This window comes from Pseudomonas siliginis, assembly GCF_024072275.1.
In the GTDB taxonomy this organism is placed as follows: domain Bacteria; phylum Pseudomonadota; class Gammaproteobacteria; order Pseudomonadales; family Pseudomonadaceae; genus Aquipseudomonas; species Aquipseudomonas siliginis.
In genome coordinates this window covers 2,766,005-2,786,152 of sequence record NZ_CP099598.1, presented here as the reverse complement: position 1 = coordinate 2,786,152, position 20,148 = coordinate 2,766,005, and the positions used below count along the sequence as shown (strand labels likewise).

Annotated in this window: 21 protein-coding genes; 15 read left to right on the top strand and 6 right to left on the bottom strand. The window is 59.5% G+C overall.

Annotation, left to right across the window (positions count from 1 at the left end):
* Window positions 1-65: 65 nt before the first annotated feature.
* The 3 genes from proX to NF676_RS13000 form a co-directional block, all read right to left on the bottom strand.
* Window positions 66-1,046 (bottom strand): glycine betaine/L-proline ABC transporter substrate-binding protein ProX, encoded by a 981-nt coding sequence (gene proX / locus NF676_RS13010; RefSeq protein ID WP_370695137.1) that lies wholly within the window; start codon window positions 1,044-1,046, stop codon window positions 66-68.
* A 72-nt stretch (window positions 1,047-1,118) separates the two neighbouring features.
* A complete protein-coding gene (gene proW / locus NF676_RS13005) occupies window positions 1,119-2,072 on the bottom strand; it encodes a glycine betaine/L-proline ABC transporter permease ProW (RefSeq protein ID WP_252887859.1) in 954 nt (317 codons plus the stop codon).
* 51 nt (window positions 2,073-2,123) lie between these two features.
* Window positions 2,124-3,158, bottom strand: coding sequence for a quaternary amine ABC transporter ATP-binding protein (locus NF676_RS13000; protein WP_252878082.1), 1,035 nt, complete (start codon window positions 3,156-3,158; stop codon window positions 2,124-2,126).
* Between the two features lie 368 nt (window positions 3,159-3,526).
* Between NF676_RS13000 and NF676_RS12995 the strand changes: the two genes are divergently transcribed.
* The 5 genes from NF676_RS12995 (at window position 3,527) to NF676_RS12975 (ending at window position 10,077) form a co-directional block, all read left to right on the top strand.
* Window positions 3,527-4,486, top strand: a complete 960-nt coding sequence (locus NF676_RS12995; RefSeq protein WP_122610472.1) for a LysR family transcriptional regulator — start codon at window positions 3,527-3,529, stop codon at window positions 4,484-4,486.
* Between the two features lie 141 nt (window positions 4,487-4,627).
* Window positions 4,628-5,974: an MmgE/PrpD family protein gene (locus NF676_RS12990; protein WP_252878081.1), complete on the top strand. Its 1,347-nt coding sequence runs from the start codon at window positions 4,628-4,630 to the stop codon at window positions 5,972-5,974.
* Between the two features lie 155 nt (window positions 5,975-6,129).
* Complete coding sequence (locus NF676_RS12985; RefSeq protein ID WP_252887858.1) at window positions 6,130-7,365, top strand: aromatic ring-hydroxylating oxygenase subunit alpha; 1,236 nt, start codon at window positions 6,130-6,132, stop codon at window positions 7,363-7,365.
* A 16-nt stretch (window positions 7,366-7,381) separates the two neighbouring features.
* Complete coding sequence (locus tag NF676_RS12980; protein ID WP_252887857.1) at window positions 7,382-8,533, top strand: MFS transporter; 1,152 nt, start codon at window positions 7,382-7,384, stop codon at window positions 8,531-8,533.
* Between the two features lie 251 nt (window positions 8,534-8,784).
* Window positions 8,785-10,077, top strand: a complete 1,293-nt coding sequence (locus NF676_RS12975; RefSeq protein WP_150742030.1) for an MFS transporter — start codon at window positions 8,785-8,787, stop codon at window positions 10,075-10,077.
* A gap of 7 nt (window positions 10,078-10,084) precedes the next feature.
* Here the strand turns inward: NF676_RS12975 and NF676_RS27585 are convergent, their stop codons facing one another.
* Window positions 10,085-10,213, bottom strand: a complete 129-nt coding sequence (locus NF676_RS27585; RefSeq protein WP_290127647.1) for a hypothetical protein — start codon at window positions 10,211-10,213, stop codon at window positions 10,085-10,087.
* Window positions 10,214-10,345: 132 nt separating this feature from the next.
* Complete coding sequence (locus NF676_RS12970; protein ID WP_150742029.1) at window positions 10,346-10,897, bottom strand: cytochrome b; 552 nt, start codon at window positions 10,895-10,897, stop codon at window positions 10,346-10,348.
* 206 nt (window positions 10,898-11,103) lie between these two features.
* Here NF676_RS12970 and NF676_RS12965 point away from each other — a divergent pair, with 206 nt between their 5' ends.
* The 9 genes from NF676_RS12965 to NF676_RS12925 all read left to right on the top strand — a co-directional run bounded on the left by NF676_RS12965 (window position 11,104) and on the right by NF676_RS12925 (window position 18,168).
* A complete protein-coding gene (locus NF676_RS12965; protein WP_150742028.1) occupies window positions 11,104-11,781 on the top strand; it encodes a thermostable hemolysin in 678 nt (225 codons plus the stop codon).
* Window positions 11,771-13,249 (top strand): AMP-binding protein, encoded by a 1,479-nt coding sequence (locus tag NF676_RS12960; RefSeq protein ID WP_252887856.1) that lies wholly within the window; start codon window positions 11,771-11,773, stop codon window positions 13,247-13,249. Before NF676_RS12965 ends, NF676_RS12960 begins: the two co-directional genes overlap by 11 nt.
* Window positions 13,249-13,923, top strand: a complete 675-nt coding sequence (locus tag NF676_RS12955) for an iron-containing redox enzyme family protein (RefSeq protein ID WP_252887855.1) — start codon at window positions 13,249-13,251, stop codon at window positions 13,921-13,923. The genes NF676_RS12960 and NF676_RS12955 overlap by 1 nt, the downstream gene beginning before the upstream one ends.
* Window positions 13,910-14,719, top strand: a complete 810-nt coding sequence (locus NF676_RS12950) for an SDR family oxidoreductase (RefSeq protein ID WP_122699284.1) — start codon at window positions 13,910-13,912, stop codon at window positions 14,717-14,719. Before NF676_RS12955 ends, NF676_RS12950 begins: the two co-directional genes overlap by 14 nt.
* Window positions 14,716-15,360: a tetratricopeptide repeat protein gene (locus NF676_RS12945; protein WP_041478760.1), complete on the top strand. Its 645-nt coding sequence runs from the start codon at window positions 14,716-14,718 to the stop codon at window positions 15,358-15,360. Before NF676_RS12950 ends, NF676_RS12945 begins: the two co-directional genes overlap by 4 nt.
* A gap of 11 nt (window positions 15,361-15,371) precedes the next feature.
* Window positions 15,372-16,034: a response regulator gene (locus NF676_RS12940; protein WP_016774538.1), complete on the top strand. Its 663-nt coding sequence runs from the start codon at window positions 15,372-15,374 to the stop codon at window positions 16,032-16,034.
* On the top strand, window positions 16,031-17,401 hold the full coding sequence (locus NF676_RS12935) for an ATP-binding protein (protein WP_252887854.1): 1,371 nt from the start codon (window positions 16,031-16,033) through the stop codon (window positions 17,399-17,401). Before NF676_RS12940 ends, NF676_RS12935 begins: the two co-directional genes overlap by 4 nt.
* A gap of 8 nt (window positions 17,402-17,409) precedes the next feature.
* On the top strand, window positions 17,410-17,613 hold the full coding sequence (locus tag NF676_RS12930) for a hypothetical protein (RefSeq protein ID WP_056785583.1): 204 nt from the start codon (window positions 17,410-17,412) through the stop codon (window positions 17,611-17,613).
* A 342-nt stretch (window positions 17,614-17,955) separates the two neighbouring features.
* On the top strand, window positions 17,956-18,168 hold the full coding sequence (locus NF676_RS12925) for a hypothetical protein (protein ID WP_241149620.1): 213 nt from the start codon (window positions 17,956-17,958) through the stop codon (window positions 18,166-18,168).
* On the opposite strand, the gene NF676_RS12920 is transcribed toward NF676_RS12925, so the two are convergent.
* Window positions 18,162-19,133, bottom strand: a complete 972-nt coding sequence (locus NF676_RS12920) for a universal stress protein (protein WP_252887853.1) — start codon at window positions 19,131-19,133, stop codon at window positions 18,162-18,164. The genes NF676_RS12925 and NF676_RS12920 overlap by 7 nt on opposite strands.
* A gap of 233 nt (window positions 19,134-19,366) precedes the next feature.
* Here NF676_RS12920 and fnr point away from each other — a divergent pair, with 233 nt between their 5' ends.
* On the top strand, window positions 19,367-20,107 hold the full coding sequence (gene fnr, locus NF676_RS12915) for a fumarate/nitrate reduction transcriptional regulator Fnr (RefSeq protein ID WP_252887852.1): 741 nt from the start codon (window positions 19,367-19,369) through the stop codon (window positions 20,105-20,107).
* Window positions 20,108-20,148: the final 41 nt, after the last annotated feature.

Here is a 20,148-nt window from a genome sequence, read left to right as displayed (position 1 = left end):
TCACTGACACCTGCGATCGCAACGTTGGCGACGGGCTGAGCCGCCGCCAAGCGCGGTCGAACCGATTACTTCGCCGCCGCGCGTGCGTCGCTCAACCAACCGTCATAAGCCTGCTGATTGGCCTTGATCCATTCAGCGGCGTGACGCTTGATGTCGGCGAGGGATTTTTCACCCTTTTGCATGCGCAGGTTCTGTTCGCTTTCCGCGCTGGTCGGAATGCTGACCTCGGAGAGGAATTTGCGCGCCACCGGGTTCTTCTCGGCGAATTCCTTGTTCATCACGGCATTGACTGTGTCTACCGGGAAACCGAGGTTCTTGCCGTCATGGAAGGTGTCTTTGCTTTCCTTGCCGTCTGGCAGCGAGGTGAACGGCACTGGCAACCAGACCACATCGCGTCCTTCCACCAGCACGCCGGCAATCCACTGGGGTACCCAAGTGAAGAACAGCACTGGTTTACCCTGTTGAAAGCGCGCGATGGTGTCGGCCATCAAGGCGAAATACGAGCCGCGGTTATCCACCACGGTCGGACCGAGACCATAGGCCTTCATGTGATGTTCGATCATGATTTCGCAGCCCCAGCCCGGGTTGCAGCCGGTCAGGTCGGCCTTGCCATCGCCGTTGCTGTCGAACAGTTTGGCGATCTCCGGCTTTTTCAGATCGGACAGGTCCTTGATCTGGTAAGCCTCGGCTGTTTTCTTGTCGATCATGTAGCCCTGCAGCACGCCTTTCATGACCTGCCCGACCTTGACCATCACGTCATCGCCGCCCGCCTTTTCATAAAATGCCTGGTGCAGGATTTCCCATTCATGCACGGTGAAATCCGCATCGCCGTAGGACAGCGCGAGAAACATCGCCGGGTAGTCGACCTCTTTGGGCGCTTTCACTTCGTAGCCCAATTCCTTGAGGCCGGCGATCACCACTTCACCGCGAAAACGCTCTTCGGCGATGCTCGGGAAAATCGGCGTGATCGACACACCGGCGCCCGGTTTGTTGGCATCGGCTGCGTAGACTGCCGAGCACAACAGAGTGCCGAACAACGAAGCCATCAGGCCTTTCTTGAAAGTTGTCAGTTTCATGTTTCACCACGCTTGAAAGTGTTTATGGGTGAGCAGGCAAATTCAGTTGGTCACGGGAAGTGCAACGGTTTTCTTTTTTTTCAGTTTCATCAGCAGCCCTACCGGGCCGGTGTCGTACCAGCGCTGACCGGTAGCCAGATCGCTGCTGCGTTCGCCCATGGCTTGGGTCAATCGGTCGAGAAACACCGCCAGCAACACCAGACCGGCGCCGCCGACACTGGCCAGGCCCATGTCGAGGCGGCCGATGCCGCTCAACACCATCAGACCGAGACCACCCACCGAGATCATCGAGGCAACCACCACCATCGACAGCGACAACATCAAAGTCTGGTTGAGCCCGGCCATCATCGTTGGCGCCGCCAGCGGCAATTGCACCTTCAGCAGCATCTGCGTGGCCGTGCAGCCGAACGCCCGCGCCGCCTCGACCTTGTCGGCGGGCACCTGCCGGATGCCGAGGTTGGTCAGCCGCACCAGCGGCGCGACGGAAAAGATGATGGTGACGATCACCCCGGGTACGTTGCCAATGCCGAACAGCATGACCACCGGCACCAGGTACACGAATGCCGGCAGCGTCTGCATGGCGTCGAGAACCGGGCGGATGATCATTTCGGTGCGATCACTGCGCGCACAGAAGATGCCCAGCGGGATGCCGATGACCGCGCAGAACAATAGCGATGTCAGCACCAGAGCCAGGGTGACCATCGCGTCGTTCCACACGCCGATCAGGCCGAGGCCGGTGAGCGTGGCGACACTGAAAATGGCGATTCGTTTGCCGCCGATCTGCCAACTGATCAGTCCGGCAATGATGATGAAGACGGTGGGAGGTACCGACAGCAGGCTCCACTGCACGCCGTCCAGGACCTGGTCGACCGGCCAGCGAATCGAGCGGAACACTTCACGAAAGTTGCTGACCAGATATTTAAGCGCGGTTTCGACCCACGAACCCAAAGGAATGTTGATGCTCTGGAAAGGATCCAGAATATTGAAATCTGACATGGTGCTACCTCGCCCGCAGAAACTGCTTTATCAATTCTGACTGTTCGGAGTTCAGCTGTTACTTAGGCAGCTCAGTAAGTGTCCTTGGGAAATCGAACCTTTATAAAGTCCAACTTCATCGACCACCGGCATTGGAGTTGCCGACGCGGCAACAATATGAAAGATGTCTCGCAACGAGGCCTCAGCCTTGATCGTTACTTGACTGCCCGGCAGATAAACAACATTCGAATCCTGCTGGGCGATATCCCCGGCCTTCAATATTCGACTGGTGTCGAAACCATTGAAGAAGTCGCGCACATATTTATTCACCGGGTTGCACAGCAGTTCACGCGGAGTGCCGATCTGCACCACGCGCCCGCCTTCCATGATCGCGATGCGATGGCCGATGCGCACCGCTTCTTCAATGTCGTGGGAGATGAAAATGATCGTGCGATCCTGCTCGGCCTGAAGTTTGATCAGCTCACCCTGCATCTCGCTGCGGATCATCGGGTCGAGCGCGGAGAAAGCTTCGTCCATCAGCAGAATGGCGGGGTCGTTGGCCAAGGCGCGGGCCAGGCCTACACGCTGCTGCATGCCGCCGGAGAGTTGATGGGGAAAGCTGAATTCCTGGCCGGACAGCCCGACCTGCTCGAGGGCGCCCATGGCCCGGCAGTAGCGTTCTTTCTCGCTGACACCGCTGATTTCCAGACCGAAACTGACGTTATCAATGACGCTCATGTGCGGCATCAGGGCGAATGACTGGAAGACCATGCCCATGTCCTTGCGCCGCACTTGCAGCAGATCCTTGTCGCCCAGGCCGGTAATTTCCTTGCCGTTGAGAAAGATCTTGCCGGAGGTCGGTTCGATCAACCGGTTGAACAAGCGGACCATGGTCGATTTGCCGGAGCCGGACAAACCCATGATCACAAAGATTTCGCCTCGGCGAACGGAAAAGTTGGCATCGAATACACCAATGGCCTGACCGGTCTTTTTGAATACTTCAGCTTTCGAGGCGCCCTCTTCAATCATCTTCATGGCCAGCACTGGCTGGCTGCCGAAGACTTTGAAAACATTCTTTACGCAGATGATCTCGTCGGAACTTGTCATACCATGCCTCCTTCGCGTCGCACTTCGATCACTTTAAACGGCAAGTAATCAAGCGAAACTGTGTTTAAACGGCAGAGGTAATGAATAAATGTCTTCACGACGGTTTCCTTTTATTATTTTTGGGTGCCCAGGAAAGAAGGGATGTTGCAAATCTATTAGCATCACCGCGCTTAATCCAACTACATTTACAGGGACAATTTGATAACGTCGGGTTATCGGTTGCGGGCTCGGGCATGGCTGTCCGTTCGGCTCCGCACCATGAGCGACCGGGTCTATTCCCAAAGCGACGCTGGCGTGGCCCTGCGAGGAGCGTTCCGTTACCCTCCACGCGCTTCGTTGGGGAGCTTTATCGTTAGGAGAGTGTACGAATGACCAAGCATGTCGACCCTGACACCATCCTGCTGAAAATGCCGTCCTTGAGGGCTGTGAAGGCATTTGTCGCCGCCGCCAAATACGAAAGCTTCACCCGTGCCGCCGAGGCGTTGTGCGTTTCGCAAGCGGCGATCAGCCGGCAGATCCGCGAGCTGGAAAGCTACCTGGGCGCGCAACTGTTTACCCGGGTGGGTCGTGCGGTAGAACTGACCGCTGCCGGTGCGGTGTTCTTTGATGCCGCGCAACTGTCGTTCGTCAACATCGCCCAGGCCGCCGAACGGATTCGCAACAGCCAGTCGAGCAAGAAAGTGCTGACCGTCTGCTGCTCCCCGGCCTTTTCCGCGCTGTGGTTATCAGATCACCTGCAGGAGTTCTTCGCTCAGTGTCCTGACATTGAACTGAACCTGATCACCACGCAGAACTTTCTGACGATGGAACCCGGCGTGCAGCCGGACATCTTCATCACCAAGATTTCGCGCATCCGCGAAGGCTATAGAAGCTATCCGCTTTGCCACGACGTGATCTACCCGGTGTGCACGCCGCAGTATCTGGAGCAGCATCCGGAGATTTCCACCATCGAGGGCGTGCGCGATTCGGCCCTGCTCAACCTCAGCCCTTACGGCCGTTCGCAAGTCGCCGAACACGTCGACTGGGGCGTGTGGCTGGCGTTTCAGGCAATCGATATCGACGACCGCCCGGCCAACAGTCCACAGATTTTCAACGCCAACGACTACAACCTGCTGATCAGCATGGTGCTGACTCATCAAGGCATCGCTCTGGGCTGGAATCACCTGGTCACGTCGCTGGTGCAGCGAGGCTTACTGGTGCGACCGATTGAGCAGCAGGTACAGCTGCGCAACAGTTGGCACTATTTGAGCTGCCGCGAAAATTCGGACAATGAAGACGAATTGCAGCGCTTCCGTGAATGGATTCTGGGGAAGTTTCCCCGCCGTTGATCTGCTCTGCGCCAGCGTCGGTCGTTTTGGTTATCAATAGCGCGACGAAAATGTCGCTGGAGCAGCCTGCCGTCCCTGACCCATTGTTGAGCGACGCCGACCAAGCACGGTCGCGCTCAACACACAGGAAGGGCTTGTTGCATGTCACTCTTCGAATTCACTCGCGATTTTGATTTTCTCGACGCTCCGCAGAAAACCCGCGCGATCGTACAAAACAGTCTGCTCGACATTATCGGAGTCATGGCCGGCGCGGCGAGCAACGACACCAGTGTCGCGATGCGCCGGTTTGCCGAACGGCACTATCCGGCCGGTCTCTACAGCAGTCGCCTGATTTTCTCCGGGCAGCGCGTCAACGTGCTCGGCGCAGCGTGGGCCGGCGGCTTCAGCGCCGACAGCCTCGACGCCCATGAGGGCCATTTCAAATCCAAGGGCCACGCAGGGGCGACCTTGGTACCCGCCCTGCTCGCCCTCGCCGATGCACTGCATCAGCAGGGCCAATCGATCAGCGGGCATGAGCTGCTGAGCGCTTTATGCATTGGTTACGAAACCGCGTTGCGCGCAGGTTCGGCATTGATGGCGACCTCACCTACGTATCACGCTTCCGGTGGCTTTTCAGCGCTGGGCGTGGTCTGCGCTGGCGCGCGATTGTTGCGTCTGGATGAGACAACGTTCCGCCACGCCTTGGGCATTGCCGAATACTTCAGCGCACGCTGCCCGATGATGCGCGTGGTGCAAGCGCCGACGATGCTGCGTGATGCTCATGGTGCGGGCGCATTCACCGGTCTGAACGCTTTGTTCATGGCCTTGGAAGGCATTACCGGTGCGCCAGCGGAAACAGTCGAAGACATCGCCGTTTCAGAGCATTGGCGCGACCTCGGTCAGCGTTGGGAAATCGACAGTCAGTACTTCAAACCCTGGCCCGTCTGCCGCTGGGCGCAACCGGCGCTGACCGCAATGCTTGAGCTGCAACGACAACATCCGTTGCTCGCTGCCGATTCGATCGAAACCATACGTGTGGAAACGTTCTATGAATCGATGTGCCTGCAGGGACATTCACCGAAGAACGCCGATCAAGCGCAATACGCCTTGGCGTTTCCACTCGCAGCGCTGGTTGTCAGGGGCAAGGTCGGGCCTGAGGAAGTCACCGGTCTGGCGATTACTGCGCCGGATATTCTGGCCCTCAGCGCCCGCATCGAAATCGTCGAAGCCGCCGATATCTCGGCCAGATTCCCCGAGGAAATCCTCTCCCGGTTGAGCATTACTCTGAAGAATGGCGAGGTGCTGGTGAGCCCGATCACCGCTGCGCGCGGCGATCCGCAGACGCCTTTGAGCGTTGAAGAGCTGGAGCAAAAGTTTGATCTGTTCGCTCAGGGGCTCGGCCTTGAACGCAGTACCGCTGTGAAGATGGCAATCAGAAACATCGCTAAAGCCGACTGCGCCGTCACTGCACTGCAAGCGGTTTTTCAAGCGGTGCCGACTTCACCCTGACTCTGTCACTCATAACCGCAAATCATTAATTGCCCGCAGCAAATGTCGGTTGTGACGTTTGTTCTGTGCCGGATAGGCTGAGGCTTATCGTTCGCTTATTTAGAAAGTCACGGTTAAAGGTGACCGCTCAAGATCGAAGTCCTGGGAGGATAACAATGAACAACAAGCAAAGCGTTTATGACCTGATCGCACAACGCAAACCGTGGCATTCGCTGCCGGGCGCGCTTTACCGCAGTGAGGACGTATACCGTCAGGATCTTGAGCAGATCTGGCACCGAGACTGGATCTTCGCCGGCCACACCTTTGAAATCACCAAACCGGGGCAGTATTTCACTTTGCAGATTGGCGACTATCCGGTGGCCGTCGTTCGCGGCAAGGATGGTGAGGTTCGGGCCTTCCACAATGCGTGCCGGCACCGTGGCGCGAAAATCTGCGAGGCTGACCATGGCAAAGTGGCGAAGATGGTCTGCCCGTATCACAAGTGGACTTACGAGCTGGACGGCAACCTGTTGTTCGCCGGCAACATGGGCCAGAACTTCGACAAAGCGCAGTACAACCTGAAAAGCGTGCACTGCGAAATCGTCGACACCTACATCTACGTCTGCGTTGCCGCCAAGGCACCCGACTTTGAAGGTTTCCGCAAAGCCGTCAGCCCTTTCATCGCGCCGCATTTCCTTGAAAACTGCAAAGTCGCGTTCGAGTCGAACATCGTCGAGAAAGGCAACTGGAAACTGGTCTTCGAAAACAATCGCGAGTGCTACCACTGCGACGGCTCACACCCAGAACTGCTGCATTCGTTTGTCGATAACCTTTCAGTCGGAGGCATCAGCGGCGAAGACGATCCCGAGCTGTCGGCATATTGGGCCAAGTGCGAAAAGGCCGGATTGCCAAGCCGTCTGGTCATGGACATCAATGGCCAGTTCCGCATGACGCGTATCCCGCTTTCATCAGGCGCCGTCAGCTACACCATGGATGGCAAGCCCGCCGTCAACGGCCGCCTCGACAAGACCTCCGAAGCCGACATCGGCGCGCTGCTGTACTTCCACTACCCGTCCACCTGGAACCACTTCCTCGGCGACCATGCGCTGAGTTTCCGCGTGCTGCCGATCAGCGCCACTGAAACATTGGTCACCACCAAATGGCTGGTGCCCGACACGGCGGTGGAAGGCGTTGACTACGATATCGAGCGCCTGACCAAAGTGTGGATTGCCACCAACGATCAGGATCGCACGCTGGTTGAAGGCACCCAACGCGGGGTGACCTCGCCCTCCTACGAACCCGGCCCGTATTCGGAAACCGCCGAGACTGGCGTTTGTCAGTTCGATGACTGGTACTGCGTGACGATGATGGATCGGCTCAAAGGACCGATTCCGTTGAAGTCGGTTGGTTGATCGGCGCTTATCGTCCATGAGCGGTTGCACATCATCCCTGGCAATACGCGAAAACTACGGCGAGCGCGCGTCCACGCGGATCGTTTTCCTGATCACCGGCATTGTCATGTCGGCCTGGGCGCCGCTGGTTCCTTTGGTAAAAGCGCGCACCGGGCTGGACGAAGGTGGCCTGGGCCTGTTGTTGCTGGGCTTTGGCATCGGCTCGATCGTGGCCATGCCGTTCGCCGGATACCTGACCGCGCGTTTTGGCTGTCGGCCGGTGATCATCGCCTCAACTCTGGCTCTGTGTGCGGTGCTGCCGATGCTGAGCCAGTTGACGTGGCTACCGGGGCTGGCGCTCACGGTGCTGTTGTTCGGCGCGAGCATGGGCATGCTCGACTGTGCGATCAATATCCAGTCGATCATCGTCGAAAAGAACAGCGGCGAAACCCTGCAATCGGGTTTTCACGGGCTCTATAGCGTGGGCGGTATCGCCGGTGCCGTGGCGATGACGGCGATGCTCAGTATTGGCCTGGATCCGCTGCCATCGGTGCTGTGCCTGGTGGCGATCATTCTCGCCTCGCTATATAAGGCTGCACCAAACCTGCTGCCTTACGGTACCGAGCGCGACGGCCCGATCTTCGCGGTTCCGCGCGCAATCGTCCTGTTGCTGGGTGTCCTCTGCTTCATCGTGTTCCTGACCGAAGGCGCAATGCTCGACTGGAGCGCGGTGTTTCTTGCCTCGCAACGCGATATGCCATCGAGCTACGCAGGATTGGGCTACGCCTGTTTCGCCGCAACCATGACGCTAGGACGGCTGACCGGCGACGCGATTGTCAGCCGACTGGGCGGCATTCGTGTAGTGACGCTCGGCGGTATCTGCGCGGCAGTCGGCATGCTGATTTCGCTGGTGTTCGATGGCTGGCCGGCGTCATTGCTGGGCTATGCGCTGGTCGGCGCCGGATGCTCGAACATCGTTCCGGTGTTGTTCAGCGCCGCAGGTCGACAACAGCGCATGCCGCAGCGCACCGCTATTCCGGCAATCATTTCCATGGGTTATGCGGGGATTCTGATGGGGCCGGCGTTCATTGGCCTGATCGCCCATTTCAGCTCGTTGACGATCGCCTTGGGTGGCGTGGCCGTGCTGTTGTTGTTTGTCAGCTGTGCCGCGAGGTTGCTCAAGGCCTGAACGCGGCGAACTCTGACGGGCCTGCGTCCTAACGTCGCAGCCGTCAGCTATTGGCAAATCCTGCGCAAGCCGTAGAATCCCGCGCTCTCGCATCGCGCGTCTGGTCACAGACGCGAACTTGCAGGGCTGGCCATGTCGTCCGACGTCACCACCCTGCCCGATCGGCAGACCCCCTGCACAACACCTGTTCCAGCCTGGCAACCGCACGCGCAGTGGCGCACGTTGCGCTGTTCGATTTTCTTGAGGTTTTTATGTCTCCGCGTTTGCTGGCCATGGCGCTGGCGCCCCTGCTCGGGCTGTTCATTATTGCTCTGGGCAATGGTTTTCTGTCTTCCCTGACCACCCTTCGCCTGGACGCCGCCGGTGCCTCGGCGACGATGATCGGAGTTGTTTCGTCGGCCTACTTCATCGGCCTGACGCTGGGTGCGGTGTTCAATGACCGGCTGATTCTGCGCATCGGCCATATTCGTGCCTACGGCAGCTTCGCGTCGCTGATCGCCGTGACGATCCTGTTGCAAGGTCTGTTCTACGAGACCTGGGGCTGGCTGGTCCTGCGCCTGATCAACGGCTGGGCCACGGTCGGTGTGTTTCTGGTGATCGAGAGCTGGCTGCTGCTGGCCGGTGACGAGAAGATTCGCGGGCGCTTGCTCGCGCTGTACATGATCGTCCTTTACGGCGCTGGCGTTTTGGGCCAAGCCACGCTGGGGACCATCACCGGCATGAGCGACAGCGCGCCGTTCATGGTCGCCGGCATGCTTGCTGCGCTGTCGGTGCTGCCGATCGTGATCCTGCCGCGCGTGTCGCCGCTGCTCGATCAGGTCGAGCCGCTCAAGCCCCGGCAACTGCTGGGCGTGACGCCGACCGGGCTGGTCGGCTGTTTCGGCTCGGGGGTGACCATCGCGGCGATCTACACCTTGTTGCCGCTGTATCTGCAACGCAGAGGTCTGGACGTCGGAGAAGTCGGCAGCATGATGGCCTGGACGATCCTCGGCGCGATGCTGCTGCAGTATCCGGTCGGACGCTGGTCCGACCGCACGGATCGCTTGCAGGTGCTGACGCTTCTGACGGTGGCATGCACGGCATTATCGCTGGTGATTGTGCTGCTGCCGCTGTCTTCGACAATGCTCGCGGCGATGCTGTTTCTGCTCGGTGGCGGCGTCTTCGCGCTGTACCCGGTGGCCGTCAGCCACGCGGCCGACCGCGCCCCGGCCGAAGCGCTGGTGCCGATGATTCAGGGTTTGCTGCTGATCAACTCGCTGGGCTCGGCCATCAGCCCGATGATGATCTCGCCGGTGATGAACTCGTTCGGCGCCAACGGCCTGTTCTGGGTATTTGCGGTGGTCAACCTGAGCATGGTCAGCTTTTTCTTTTGGCGCCGCGGCAAACGCCCGGTGCCGGCCAACCCCGCACCTTTCACGGCGGCAGCAACCTACTCGCCGACGGGTGCGGAGTTGCGGGTCACCGAGGATTTGCGTGTGGCCGCTGAGGAGCATCCGGCGATGATGGATGCGATCAGCGGAGAATTGGTGACGCAGCCGCGGTAACTGGTGATCAGCAACTGCCCGGCGGAATACCGTCCTTGTTGAAGTCCTTCAAGCGCTCGCGCTCTTCTTCGGTGGAATGCGCCGGGGTTGTTTGATCCGGTACTTCTTGCGGCACTTCGGGTTTTTCTTCAGTCATGGCTTTGCCCTCGTTGTCGATGCTATTTCGGCATCGGCGAGGGCCGGCAGTTCCGGATTTTCAACTCCACCGCAGCCATGCGCTTCAGTTACGGCGAGCATTACCTTCAGCGAACAGCGCCAGATGCTTGCCTCAAGAGCGGGCACGCTCAATCAACATCCTCTGCAACGTGTTGTCCTTCACCCAGTAATGGTGGAACAGCCCCGCCAACGCGTGCAGGCCGATCAGCCAGTAGCCGGCACTGCCAATCCATTCGTGCCAGTACTTGAGTTGTTTGGCCAGGTCCGGATCAATAGCCACCGGCGCCGGCACATGGAAGCCGAAGTAAGGAAACGGCTTATCGCCCGCCGCGAGCATCAACCACGCGAGGAGCGGTGTGACAATCATCAATCCATACAGCGCCAGGTGCGTCAGGTGCGCGATTGCGGTCTGCCACGCTGGCGGCTTGGGGATGATCGGCGGACGCGGGGTCAGGCGGCCGATCAGACGAATCCACACCAACGCGAAGATGCTTGCGCCAAACAGCCCATGCATACCCATCAGCAGGCCGCGTGCTTCGCTGCCTTTGGGCATATAGCCTTTGATTTCGACGCACGCATACACACCGACGAACAACGCCAGCATCAGCCAATGCAGGATGATTGAGAGTTTTCCATAACGGGTTACAGCGGTGTCGCGAATCATAGGAAACGCCTCGTGATTGTTGTGGAGCGACGATCATCTCGCTCGAAATTATCGATCCGGTTGCCCTGAATCAAGGCTAACCATGCTTGCCCAGCCTTAAGGGAGTCTGAAGATCGGCGCTGCGGTTAACGGTTTTTCATCTTCAGACTTCGTTAAGAAATGGCTTGGATACTGCGCTCAAACCCATTGAGGGAGGCGTTCTGCCCATGCCCGAATTCGACTGGAACATCCCGCTGCCCCTGCACTTCGGCCAGGCCGAATCGATGCCGATGACGCTGAGAAACGCGTTGCCGGAGGACGAACTGCGCGCGCCCTTCGAAGCCTTTATCCAGCAGCGTTTTCGCACGGCTCACGGTGCCGAAATCCGCCATTTCATGCCCGAGCTGTTCGGCATGCACAACAGCGATGGCCAGTTGTGCGCAGTGGCCGGGGTCCGTCGAGCGCATCTGGAGGCACTGTTTCTCGAGCGCTATCTGGATGAACCGATCGAGCCGTTGATCAGCGCCGCCGCCGGTCGTGCAGTGGATCGCAAGGTCATTGTCGAAGTCGGCAACCTCGCCGCCAGCGATACCGGCAGTGCGCGCCTGAGCATCATCGCCATCACCTATCTGCTGGCCATGGGCGGCCTGGAATGGGTGACCTTCACCGGCAACATCGGGCTGGTCAACAGCTTCCATCGCCTGGGTCTGAAGCCCGTGACATTGTGCGCCGCTGATCCACAGCGACTGGGTGACGAGCGTCAACACTGGGGCAGTTATTACGAAAGCAAACCCTGGGTGCACGTCGGCAACATTCGCGCGGGATTTGTTCATCTGCGCAATATTGGCCTGTTCACTCGCCTGGGTTTGCCGACTTCCGTTGAAGGAGCCTGCCATGTCGCTTGAATTGCAGCGCTTCCAGGAAACCCTGCGCGACCATGCCCGGCGCAATGACAACGCCTCAGCCCTGTGGGGCGACACGCTGAGAATAGATTACGCCACGCTGTATGCCGAGGTGTTGTATCGCCAGGAGCGCCTGCGCGATGAGCAGGTGCAGGTGATCGCGCTGGCGCTGGACAACGGCGTCGACGCGATGCTTTGGGATCTGGCTGTGTTGTTCGAAGGCTTGACCTGCGTAACGCTGCCACCGTTTTTCAGTGCCGCGCAGCGCGCCCATTGTCTGGAGCAGAGCCAGGCCGAACGGGTGATCGCCGAGCCGCAACTGCAAGCCGAGCTGCTGGCGGCGGGATATGAATTACGAGGCGAATTCTGGTGTCGCTCGTTCAATGGCCCGAGTCGCATGCCGGCGGGCACCGCGAAACTCACGTTTACCTCCGGGACCACCGGCACGCCGAAAGGGGTGTGCCTGAGCGCCGACAGCTTCCTGCGCGTTGCCCGGGAGCTTGATCAGGCAAGCGCAGCCACTGGACCGGAGCACCATCTGGCGCTGTTGCCTTTGGCGATCCTGCTGGAGAACCTGGGCTGTTATGCCGCGCTATACGCCGGTGCGGTGTTGAGCCTGCCAAGCCAGACAACCCTCGGCATTCAAGGTGCCAGCGGCATCGATGTTGCGCGCCTGCTCGGTTATCTGGCCAAGCGTGCGCCGGAGAGCCTGATACTCGTGCCACAGCTGCTGCAAGTTCTGGTCAGCGCCGCTGAACAGAAGGCTTTCGATCCGCAAACCCTGCTCTTCGCCGCGGTCGGTGGAGCGCGGGTGTCAGCGGATCTGCTGCACCGCGCGCAACGGGTCGGGTTAGCGGTTTACGAGGGATACGGCTTGTCCGAGTGCGCCTCGGTCGTATGCCTCAATCGCCCCGGCGCGCGCCGTCCGGGCAGCGTCGGGCGCCCTCTGCCTCATATCGAGGTGCGGTTGGCCGAGGACGGCGAAGTGCTGATCAAGGGTTCGGTGTTGCTCGGTTATCTGGGGGAGCCGGCGTATACCGATCAATGGTGGCCGAGTGGCGATCTGGGCGAGTTCGATCCGGAAGGTTTTCTCTATCTCAAGGGCCGCAAAAAACACCAATTCGTCACCAGCTACGGGCGAAACGTCAACCCGGAATGGGTCGAGTCGGAACTGACCCAGCGCCGCCACATCGCTCAAGCGTTCGTCTATGGCGAGGCGATGCCGCACAACCACGCCCTGCTCTGGCCGCATCGTCCGGACTGCACCGATGCCGAGCTGACCGCCGCCGTCGCCGAAGCGAACGAGGCGTTGCCCGATTACGCCCAGGTGCATCAGTGGACGCGCCTGGCGCACCCCTTCACCGCCGCCAACGGCCTGCTCACCGCCAATGGCCGGCCGCGCCGCGACGCCATCATCGCGCAGTACCACACGCAATTGACCGAATCCGCCACTTCCGAGGAATCCGCATAATGAGTTTTTTCGACACCCTGCAAGAAGCCACACAACGCGAACGCCACGAGCTGTTCAACCTGCCGATCATCGTCGATGCGTTGCAAGGCAAGGTCAGCCTCGACAGCTATCGGGCCTTTCTTGCCCAGGCTTACTACCACGTGCGCCACACCGTGCCGCTGATGATGGCCTGCGGTGCACGCCTGCCGACGCGCCTGGAATGGCTGCGCAAAGCGGTGTGCGAGTACATTGAGGATGAATACGGCCACGAACAATGGGTGCTCAACGACATTGCCGCCTGTGGTGGTGATCGCGACGCCGTGCGCGATGGCCAGCCGTCATTGTCAATCGAGCTGATGGTCAGTTTTCTCTACGACCTGATCGCCCGGGGCAATCCGGTGGGTCTGTTCGGCATGGTAAATGTGCTCGAAGGCACCAGCATTGCCCTGGCTACCCACGCGGCGGGGAGCATTCGCGATCGCCTGGCGCTGCCGGAAACGGCATTCAGCTATCTGAGCTCCCACGGCGCACTCGATATCGAGCACATGCAGACCTATCGGCGGTTGATGAATCAGCTGGAAGACCCTGACGATCAAGCGGCGGTCATTCATGCTTCGAAAGTCGTCTATCGGCTCTACACCGACATGTTCCGTGATCTGCCGCGCGACGCTGAGGCCCAAGATGCAGCTGCATGAAGCCCGCGTGGTGCTGACAGGTGCCAGTGGCGGCATCGGCCTGGCCATCGCCAGTGCCTTGTGCGCCGCCGGTGCCAGGGTATTGGCCGTGGCGCGGCATCAAGAGGCGCTGTTGCCGCTGCTTGAGCGGTATCCGCAGAACCTGTGCTGGGTCGCCGCCGATCTGACCTTCCTTAGCGATCGGCGCAAAGTGTTGGCCGCCGCCGACGCCATCGGCGGCATCAACCTGCTGATCAACGCCGCCGGGGTCAATCACTTCGCCATGCTCGAACAGCTCGATGACAGTGACATCAACGCGATGCTGGCGGTGAACATCAGCGCGCCAATCTGCCTGACCAAAATGCTGTTGCCGCTGCTCAAGCAGGCTGACAGTGCGATGGTGGTCAACGTCGGCTCGACCTATGGCTCGATCGGCTACCCCGGTTACGCCAGTTATTGCGCGAGCAAATTTGCCCTGCGCGGATTCTCCGAGGCGTTGCGCCGCGAGCTGGCCGACACGCGGGTCAGCGTGTTGTATGTCGCGCCCCGGGCCACCCGCACCTCGATGAACAGCGCCGCTGCGCAAGCCTTGAACGATGCCCTGAAGGCCAGCGTTGACGATCCGCAGACCGTGGCGTCGGCAGTGATGCATGCGATTGCCGGCGATCGTCGTGATCTGTATCTGGGCTGGCCCGAACGCTTCTTCATCAGACTCAACAACCTGCTGCCCCATCTGGTGGATCGCGGTCTGCGCAAGCAATTGCCACTGATCCGCCGTCTCAGTGAAAAACCTGACAACGAGGCTTCAAAGCCATGAAAAAACTCTCCACATGCCTGCTGTTTGCCGCCCTCAGTCAAAGTGTCTGGGCGCTTGAGCCGGCTGATCAGCAACGTCTCACCGGCATCCAGCAGAACTGGGCGCACATTCAATACGAGGTCGCGGAAAAGCAGCGCGCCGCGGCGTTCGAGCAATTGGCCAGCGAAGCCAACGCGTTCACCACGCAACGTCCGAATGTGGCCGAAGCCTGGATCTGGAAAGGCATCGTCACCAGCAGTTGGGCCGGTGCCGAGGGCGGGCTCGGTGCCCTGGGCAAAGCCAAGGACGCCAAAGCGGACCTGGAAAAATCCCTGACGCTTGACCCTAAAGCCCTGCAAGGCTCGGCATACACCAGCCTCGCTGCATTGTACGATCGGGTACCGGGCTGGCCGATCGGCTTTGGCGACAGCGACAAGGCCGAGCAATTGCTCAAACAAGCCCTGCAGCTCAACCCCGATGGCATCGACAGTCTGTACTTCTGGGGCGACCATCTCTACCGTCAGAAGCGCTACGCTGAAGCCAAGGCAGCGCTGATCAAGGCCAGACAAGCCGCACCCCGTGCGGGCCGCGAAAGTGCCGACGCCGGGCGTCGTAAAGAGATCGACGCCTTGCTGGTGGACGTGAACAAGAAACTCGACTGAAAGGAGTGCGCGTGCGTTTATTACTGATCGAGGATGACGTGGCGCTGGGTGAAGGCATCTATCAGGCGCTGGGCCGCGAGGGGTACACGGTCGACTGGCTCAAGGACGGCAGCAGCGCCTTGCATGCCCTGCTCAGCGAAACGTTTGATGTCGCCGTGCTGGACCTCGGTCTGCCGCGCATGGATGGCCTTGAAGTGTTGCGTCGTCTGCGTGACAGCGGTTCGAACCTGCCGGTATTGATTCTCACCGCGCGCGATGCCACCGAGGACCGCATTGCCGGACTCGACGCCGGTGCTGACGATTACCTGGTCAAGCCCTTCGACCTCGCCGAACTCAAAGCCCGCCTGCGCGCCTTGTTGCGCCGCAGTGCCGGGCGCGCCCAGGCGCTGATCGAACACGCCGGCATCAGCCTCAACCCCGGCACCCAGCAGGTCAGTTATCAAGGCCAACCGGTCGCGCTCACCCCCAAGGAATATCAGTTGCTGCACGAACTGCTGTCGCCGCCGGGGCGGGTGATGACTCGCGATCAATTGATCCAGTTGCTCTACGGCTGGAACGAAGAAGCGGAAAGCAACACCCTGGAAGTGCACATTCATCACCTGCGCAAGAAGTTCTCCACCGACCTGATCCGTACCATCCGCGGCGTGGGTTATCTGGTGGAGGAGCGTCGATGACCTCGATCCGCCGGCGCACGCTGACCCTGATCATCGGCCTGTTACTGGCCGGTCTGGCGATACTCAGCACCTTCAATGTGCATGACAGCAACCACGAAATCGCCGAGGTTTACGACGCGCAATTGGCGCAGAACGCACGCCTGTTGCAGGGCGTAATGCGTATGCCGATGGCGAGTACCGAGCACGCGCAGTTGTATCAGGCGTTCAATCAGGCTCTCGGGGAAGCCAAGCCACGGGTTGACGGACATCCTTACGAAAGCAAAATCGCCTTCCAGGTGTGGAACCCGCAAGGCGAGGTGCTGGTACATACCGCCAGTGCGCCCTCCTTCACTGCGCCGCCGACGAGAACGGGCTTCAGCGACGTCGTCGATCTGAAAGGTCGGCAATGGCGAGCGTTCATGCTGGAAGACAAGCAGAACGGCCTGCGCATCTGGGTCGGCGAGCGCGACGATGTGCGCACCGACCTGGTCGACCGCATCGTACGCCACACGCTGTGGCCGAACATGCTTGGCAGCCTGATCCTCGCCGCGATGATCTGGCTGGCCATAGGCTGGGGACTCAAGCCCCTGGCAGACATGGCGGCGACTCTGCGCGCCCGTCACAGTGGTTCACTTGAGCCGCTGCAACTGACGCCCCTGCCCAGTGAGCTGGAGCCCATGCAGGCAGCGCTCAATCGCATGCTCGCGCAGATTCAGGAAGTGCTCGGCCGGGAGCGTCGCTTTATCGCCGATGCCGCGCATGAAATGCGCACGCCGCTGGCGGTGCTGCGGGTGCATGCGCAAAATCTGCAGGAGGCCGGTACCGAAGACGAGCGTCGTGAGTCACTTGAGTTTCTGATCTCCGGAGTCGACCGCACGAGCCGACTGGTCAACCAGCTGCTGACCATGGCGCGTCTTGAACCCAAACCCAACCCGCCGCCACTGCAACGCATTGATCTCAGCGAAACCGTACGCAACAGCCTGGTGCAATTGACACCATGGTTGCTGAGCAAACACCTTGAATTGATCTTCGAGGTCAGCGACCAACCGTTTCATGTCCTCGCCGACCCCGCCGCCATCGACATCGCGCTGAATAACCTGATCACCAACGCGGCGAATTTCTCCCCCGAACACGGTGCGATCACCGTGCACCTGAGCAAGTCTGATGGCGTCTGTCATTTGACGGTCGACGATCAAGGGCCGGGAATTGATGAATCAGGCAGAGAGCGATTGTTCGAGCGTTTTTACAGCCGTGGCACGGCGCATGGAGCCGGGTTGGGGTTGACCATTGTCAACACCATCGCGATGCGACTGAACGGACGGATTGAACTGACAAACCGCGCAGAGGGAGGTTTGAGGGCGACGTTATCGATTCCGGCAGGGGAATAATCATCCGATTGATTCAGCTGTATGCCGCCGGCCCCAAATACCTGCTGCTCAGCGCTCTGCTCTACGCGCTTGGATCGTTGATTTACCTGGGCACGCTGAAAACACGTCAGGGTCAGCCGCTCAGCGGTCCGGAAACGGGTGTGTTGATCATCATCTGGGCCGCCGCGATTTACGCTGGCCGGATGTTGTGGGCCGGAACGCTGACTTTGTAAGGTGCACCAGCGTTTGCGCTAGACCGCCAGTACGCTGCAGGGGTCCTGGTACAGTGAAAAACCTGAATATCGAGGCTTGTCCACCACCCTTGCGAAAGCGCCTGGAAAACCGACAAAGCGGCGATGAAACTGGCGAGCGACATTGATCTGGATCAATCGCTGCGACGACAAACTGGATCGAAATAGATTCATGACTCGGCTGCGCCCGCATCTCGGATCAGGGACAGTCACAAGCTGCTCGAACGCGTGAAAGTTACAGATGCGGCCACAGGGTGGCAGGTCCGCAACCCACCCTCATTCTTGCTTTGCGAGGTTCACGATATGGTCATCAATGATTCAGCCATGACAACCGCCAATGTCCCCGACGCGATCGATGACAGTGGCGCACTGTTTCACGAAGCCGATCGGCTCAGCGAACGGGCCTATGCCGTCCTTGAAGAGCCGTTTTCTCCAGACACCATGCACAAGTTCACTGAAGCGAGGAAACGCGCCGATGAGAAATATCGGCACGCCTGGCAACAATGGCAATACGCACACGGCGGGCGCAGTCACTGATGGATTATCCTCAACCGATTACCATCAACTGCTGCGATGACCGGGCAGGCTGTGGCAGGCATTGCCTTGACCATCAACAAACTGCAAGAAGCCCGGTTCATCAGGCATTCGGCCGTGCCGCCGATGAAGCCGTCGAGCGCTTGATGGTGACAGATACCGAGCACCAGCAGGTCGAACGCGTGCTGCCGGGCGAAGTCTTCGATCACCCGGTACGAGACACCTGAGAGCAGGTGGCTATGCTCTTCATCGAGACCATAGCGCTCGGCCAGCGTATCGAAGGCTTCCTGCTGAGTGTCGTTGATCGCATCGCGCAAACTGTGATCCAGACTCAAGTTCGGCACACTCATCGCCGCATCACCCACCACTGACCAATTGGCGACGTTCAACAAGTGCAACGATGCATCGCATTTAGCTGCCAATGTCGATGCAACGCCAAGTATCCGGTCATTGAGCCCTTGGGTCAGATCCTCGAGATGCGACAGGTCAATGGCCGCCAGGATCTTCAAGGGTTTCGGATGTGCGGCCTCGGTGACCAGATGCACGCAGGCGGGACAATCTCGTACCAATAGCCAGTCCAATGGCGGATGAAACGTTTGATTGAGCGCTGAAACATGGTGAGCATCCTTGATCACCAGATCGACATGAATGTCATTGATGTACTCAAGCACATGCGCCGGGGTGGCCCTGGCCCAGACCACTTCGGTGCTGACTTGCACGCCGGCGCCACGTTGAAACCGGGCCTGCTGCTCCAGCCACTGGCGATGCATCTGCAAATAGCCTTCACGCGCTTGCGCCATGGCGTCGTGGTCGATCAGGCCGGCCAACGCCAGGGACTGGACATGATCGAACGCTACGATGTGCAGCAACGCGCCACTGGCCCTAGCAAGTGCCTGGGCGCGATCAAACGCCGGGGTGCGGGTCATTTCGGCAGGTGCGATCAACAGAATTCGTTTGAGCCTGAACATCACGAGTGTTTCCAGTCAGCGCCATCGGACGATTCTGCAACTCTGCCAACCGCCACGCTTGATATGCATCAAGTTTCCCCATTAACCCTGCAATACAAGAGCGGCGAAGAGCCCGACGCCTCTGTGAGTTCCCTCCCCGCCGTTCGTCCGTAATCACGCTGGCACGCCAAACGAAAAGTACGTGCGCTGCGAAGACTTCTATGCTTATCACACTCATTGGAGGCTGCTTATCCATGCTTGAAGCCCACTCGCCCCCGCCGATTCTCAAAACTGCCTGTTCCAACTGCAGCGTGATTGAGTTGTGCCTGCCGCTCGGTCTGACTGGCCCGGAGGTTGATCGACTCGATACGCTGATCGTGCAGCGATACAAGGTGAAGAAAGGTGTCGCTCTCTACCGGACCGGGGACCCGCTGCGCTCTCTGTACGCTGTGCGAATAGGTTCGTTCAAGACCAGCGTGGTCTCCGTCGATGGCCGCGAGCAAGTGACCGGTTTTCATATTCCCGGCGAAATGCTCGGGCTGGACGCCATCAGCATCGATCAACACGCGTGTACTGCGTATGCGCTGGAAGACAGCGAAGTCTGTCCGATTCACTTCGCACAGCTGGAAAAACTCGCGCAAAGCCTGCCATCCCTGCAGCACAATCTGAATAAACTGCTGAGCCGGGAAATTGTGCGCGATCACAGCATGTTGATGCTCATGGGCAACATGAACTCAGATGAGCGCCTCGCGGCTTTCCTGGTCAACCTTTCACAACGCCTCAGCTCCCGTGGCTATTCCTCGAAAGAGTTCGTGCTGAAAATGCGCCGTGAAGAAATCGGCTCCTACCTTGGGCTGCGTCTGGAAACCATTTGCCGCGGCATTGCCCACTTGCGCGATCAGGGTTTGGTGGAAATCACCGCACGCGACGTAAAAATCCGCAACATGGACGGCCTCAAGCAGATGGTGTCGGGCTGCAACCGCCAGCAGCATTGAGCCCGTCCATGAGTTCCTGCCATGCCTTCGCCATCCCTCGG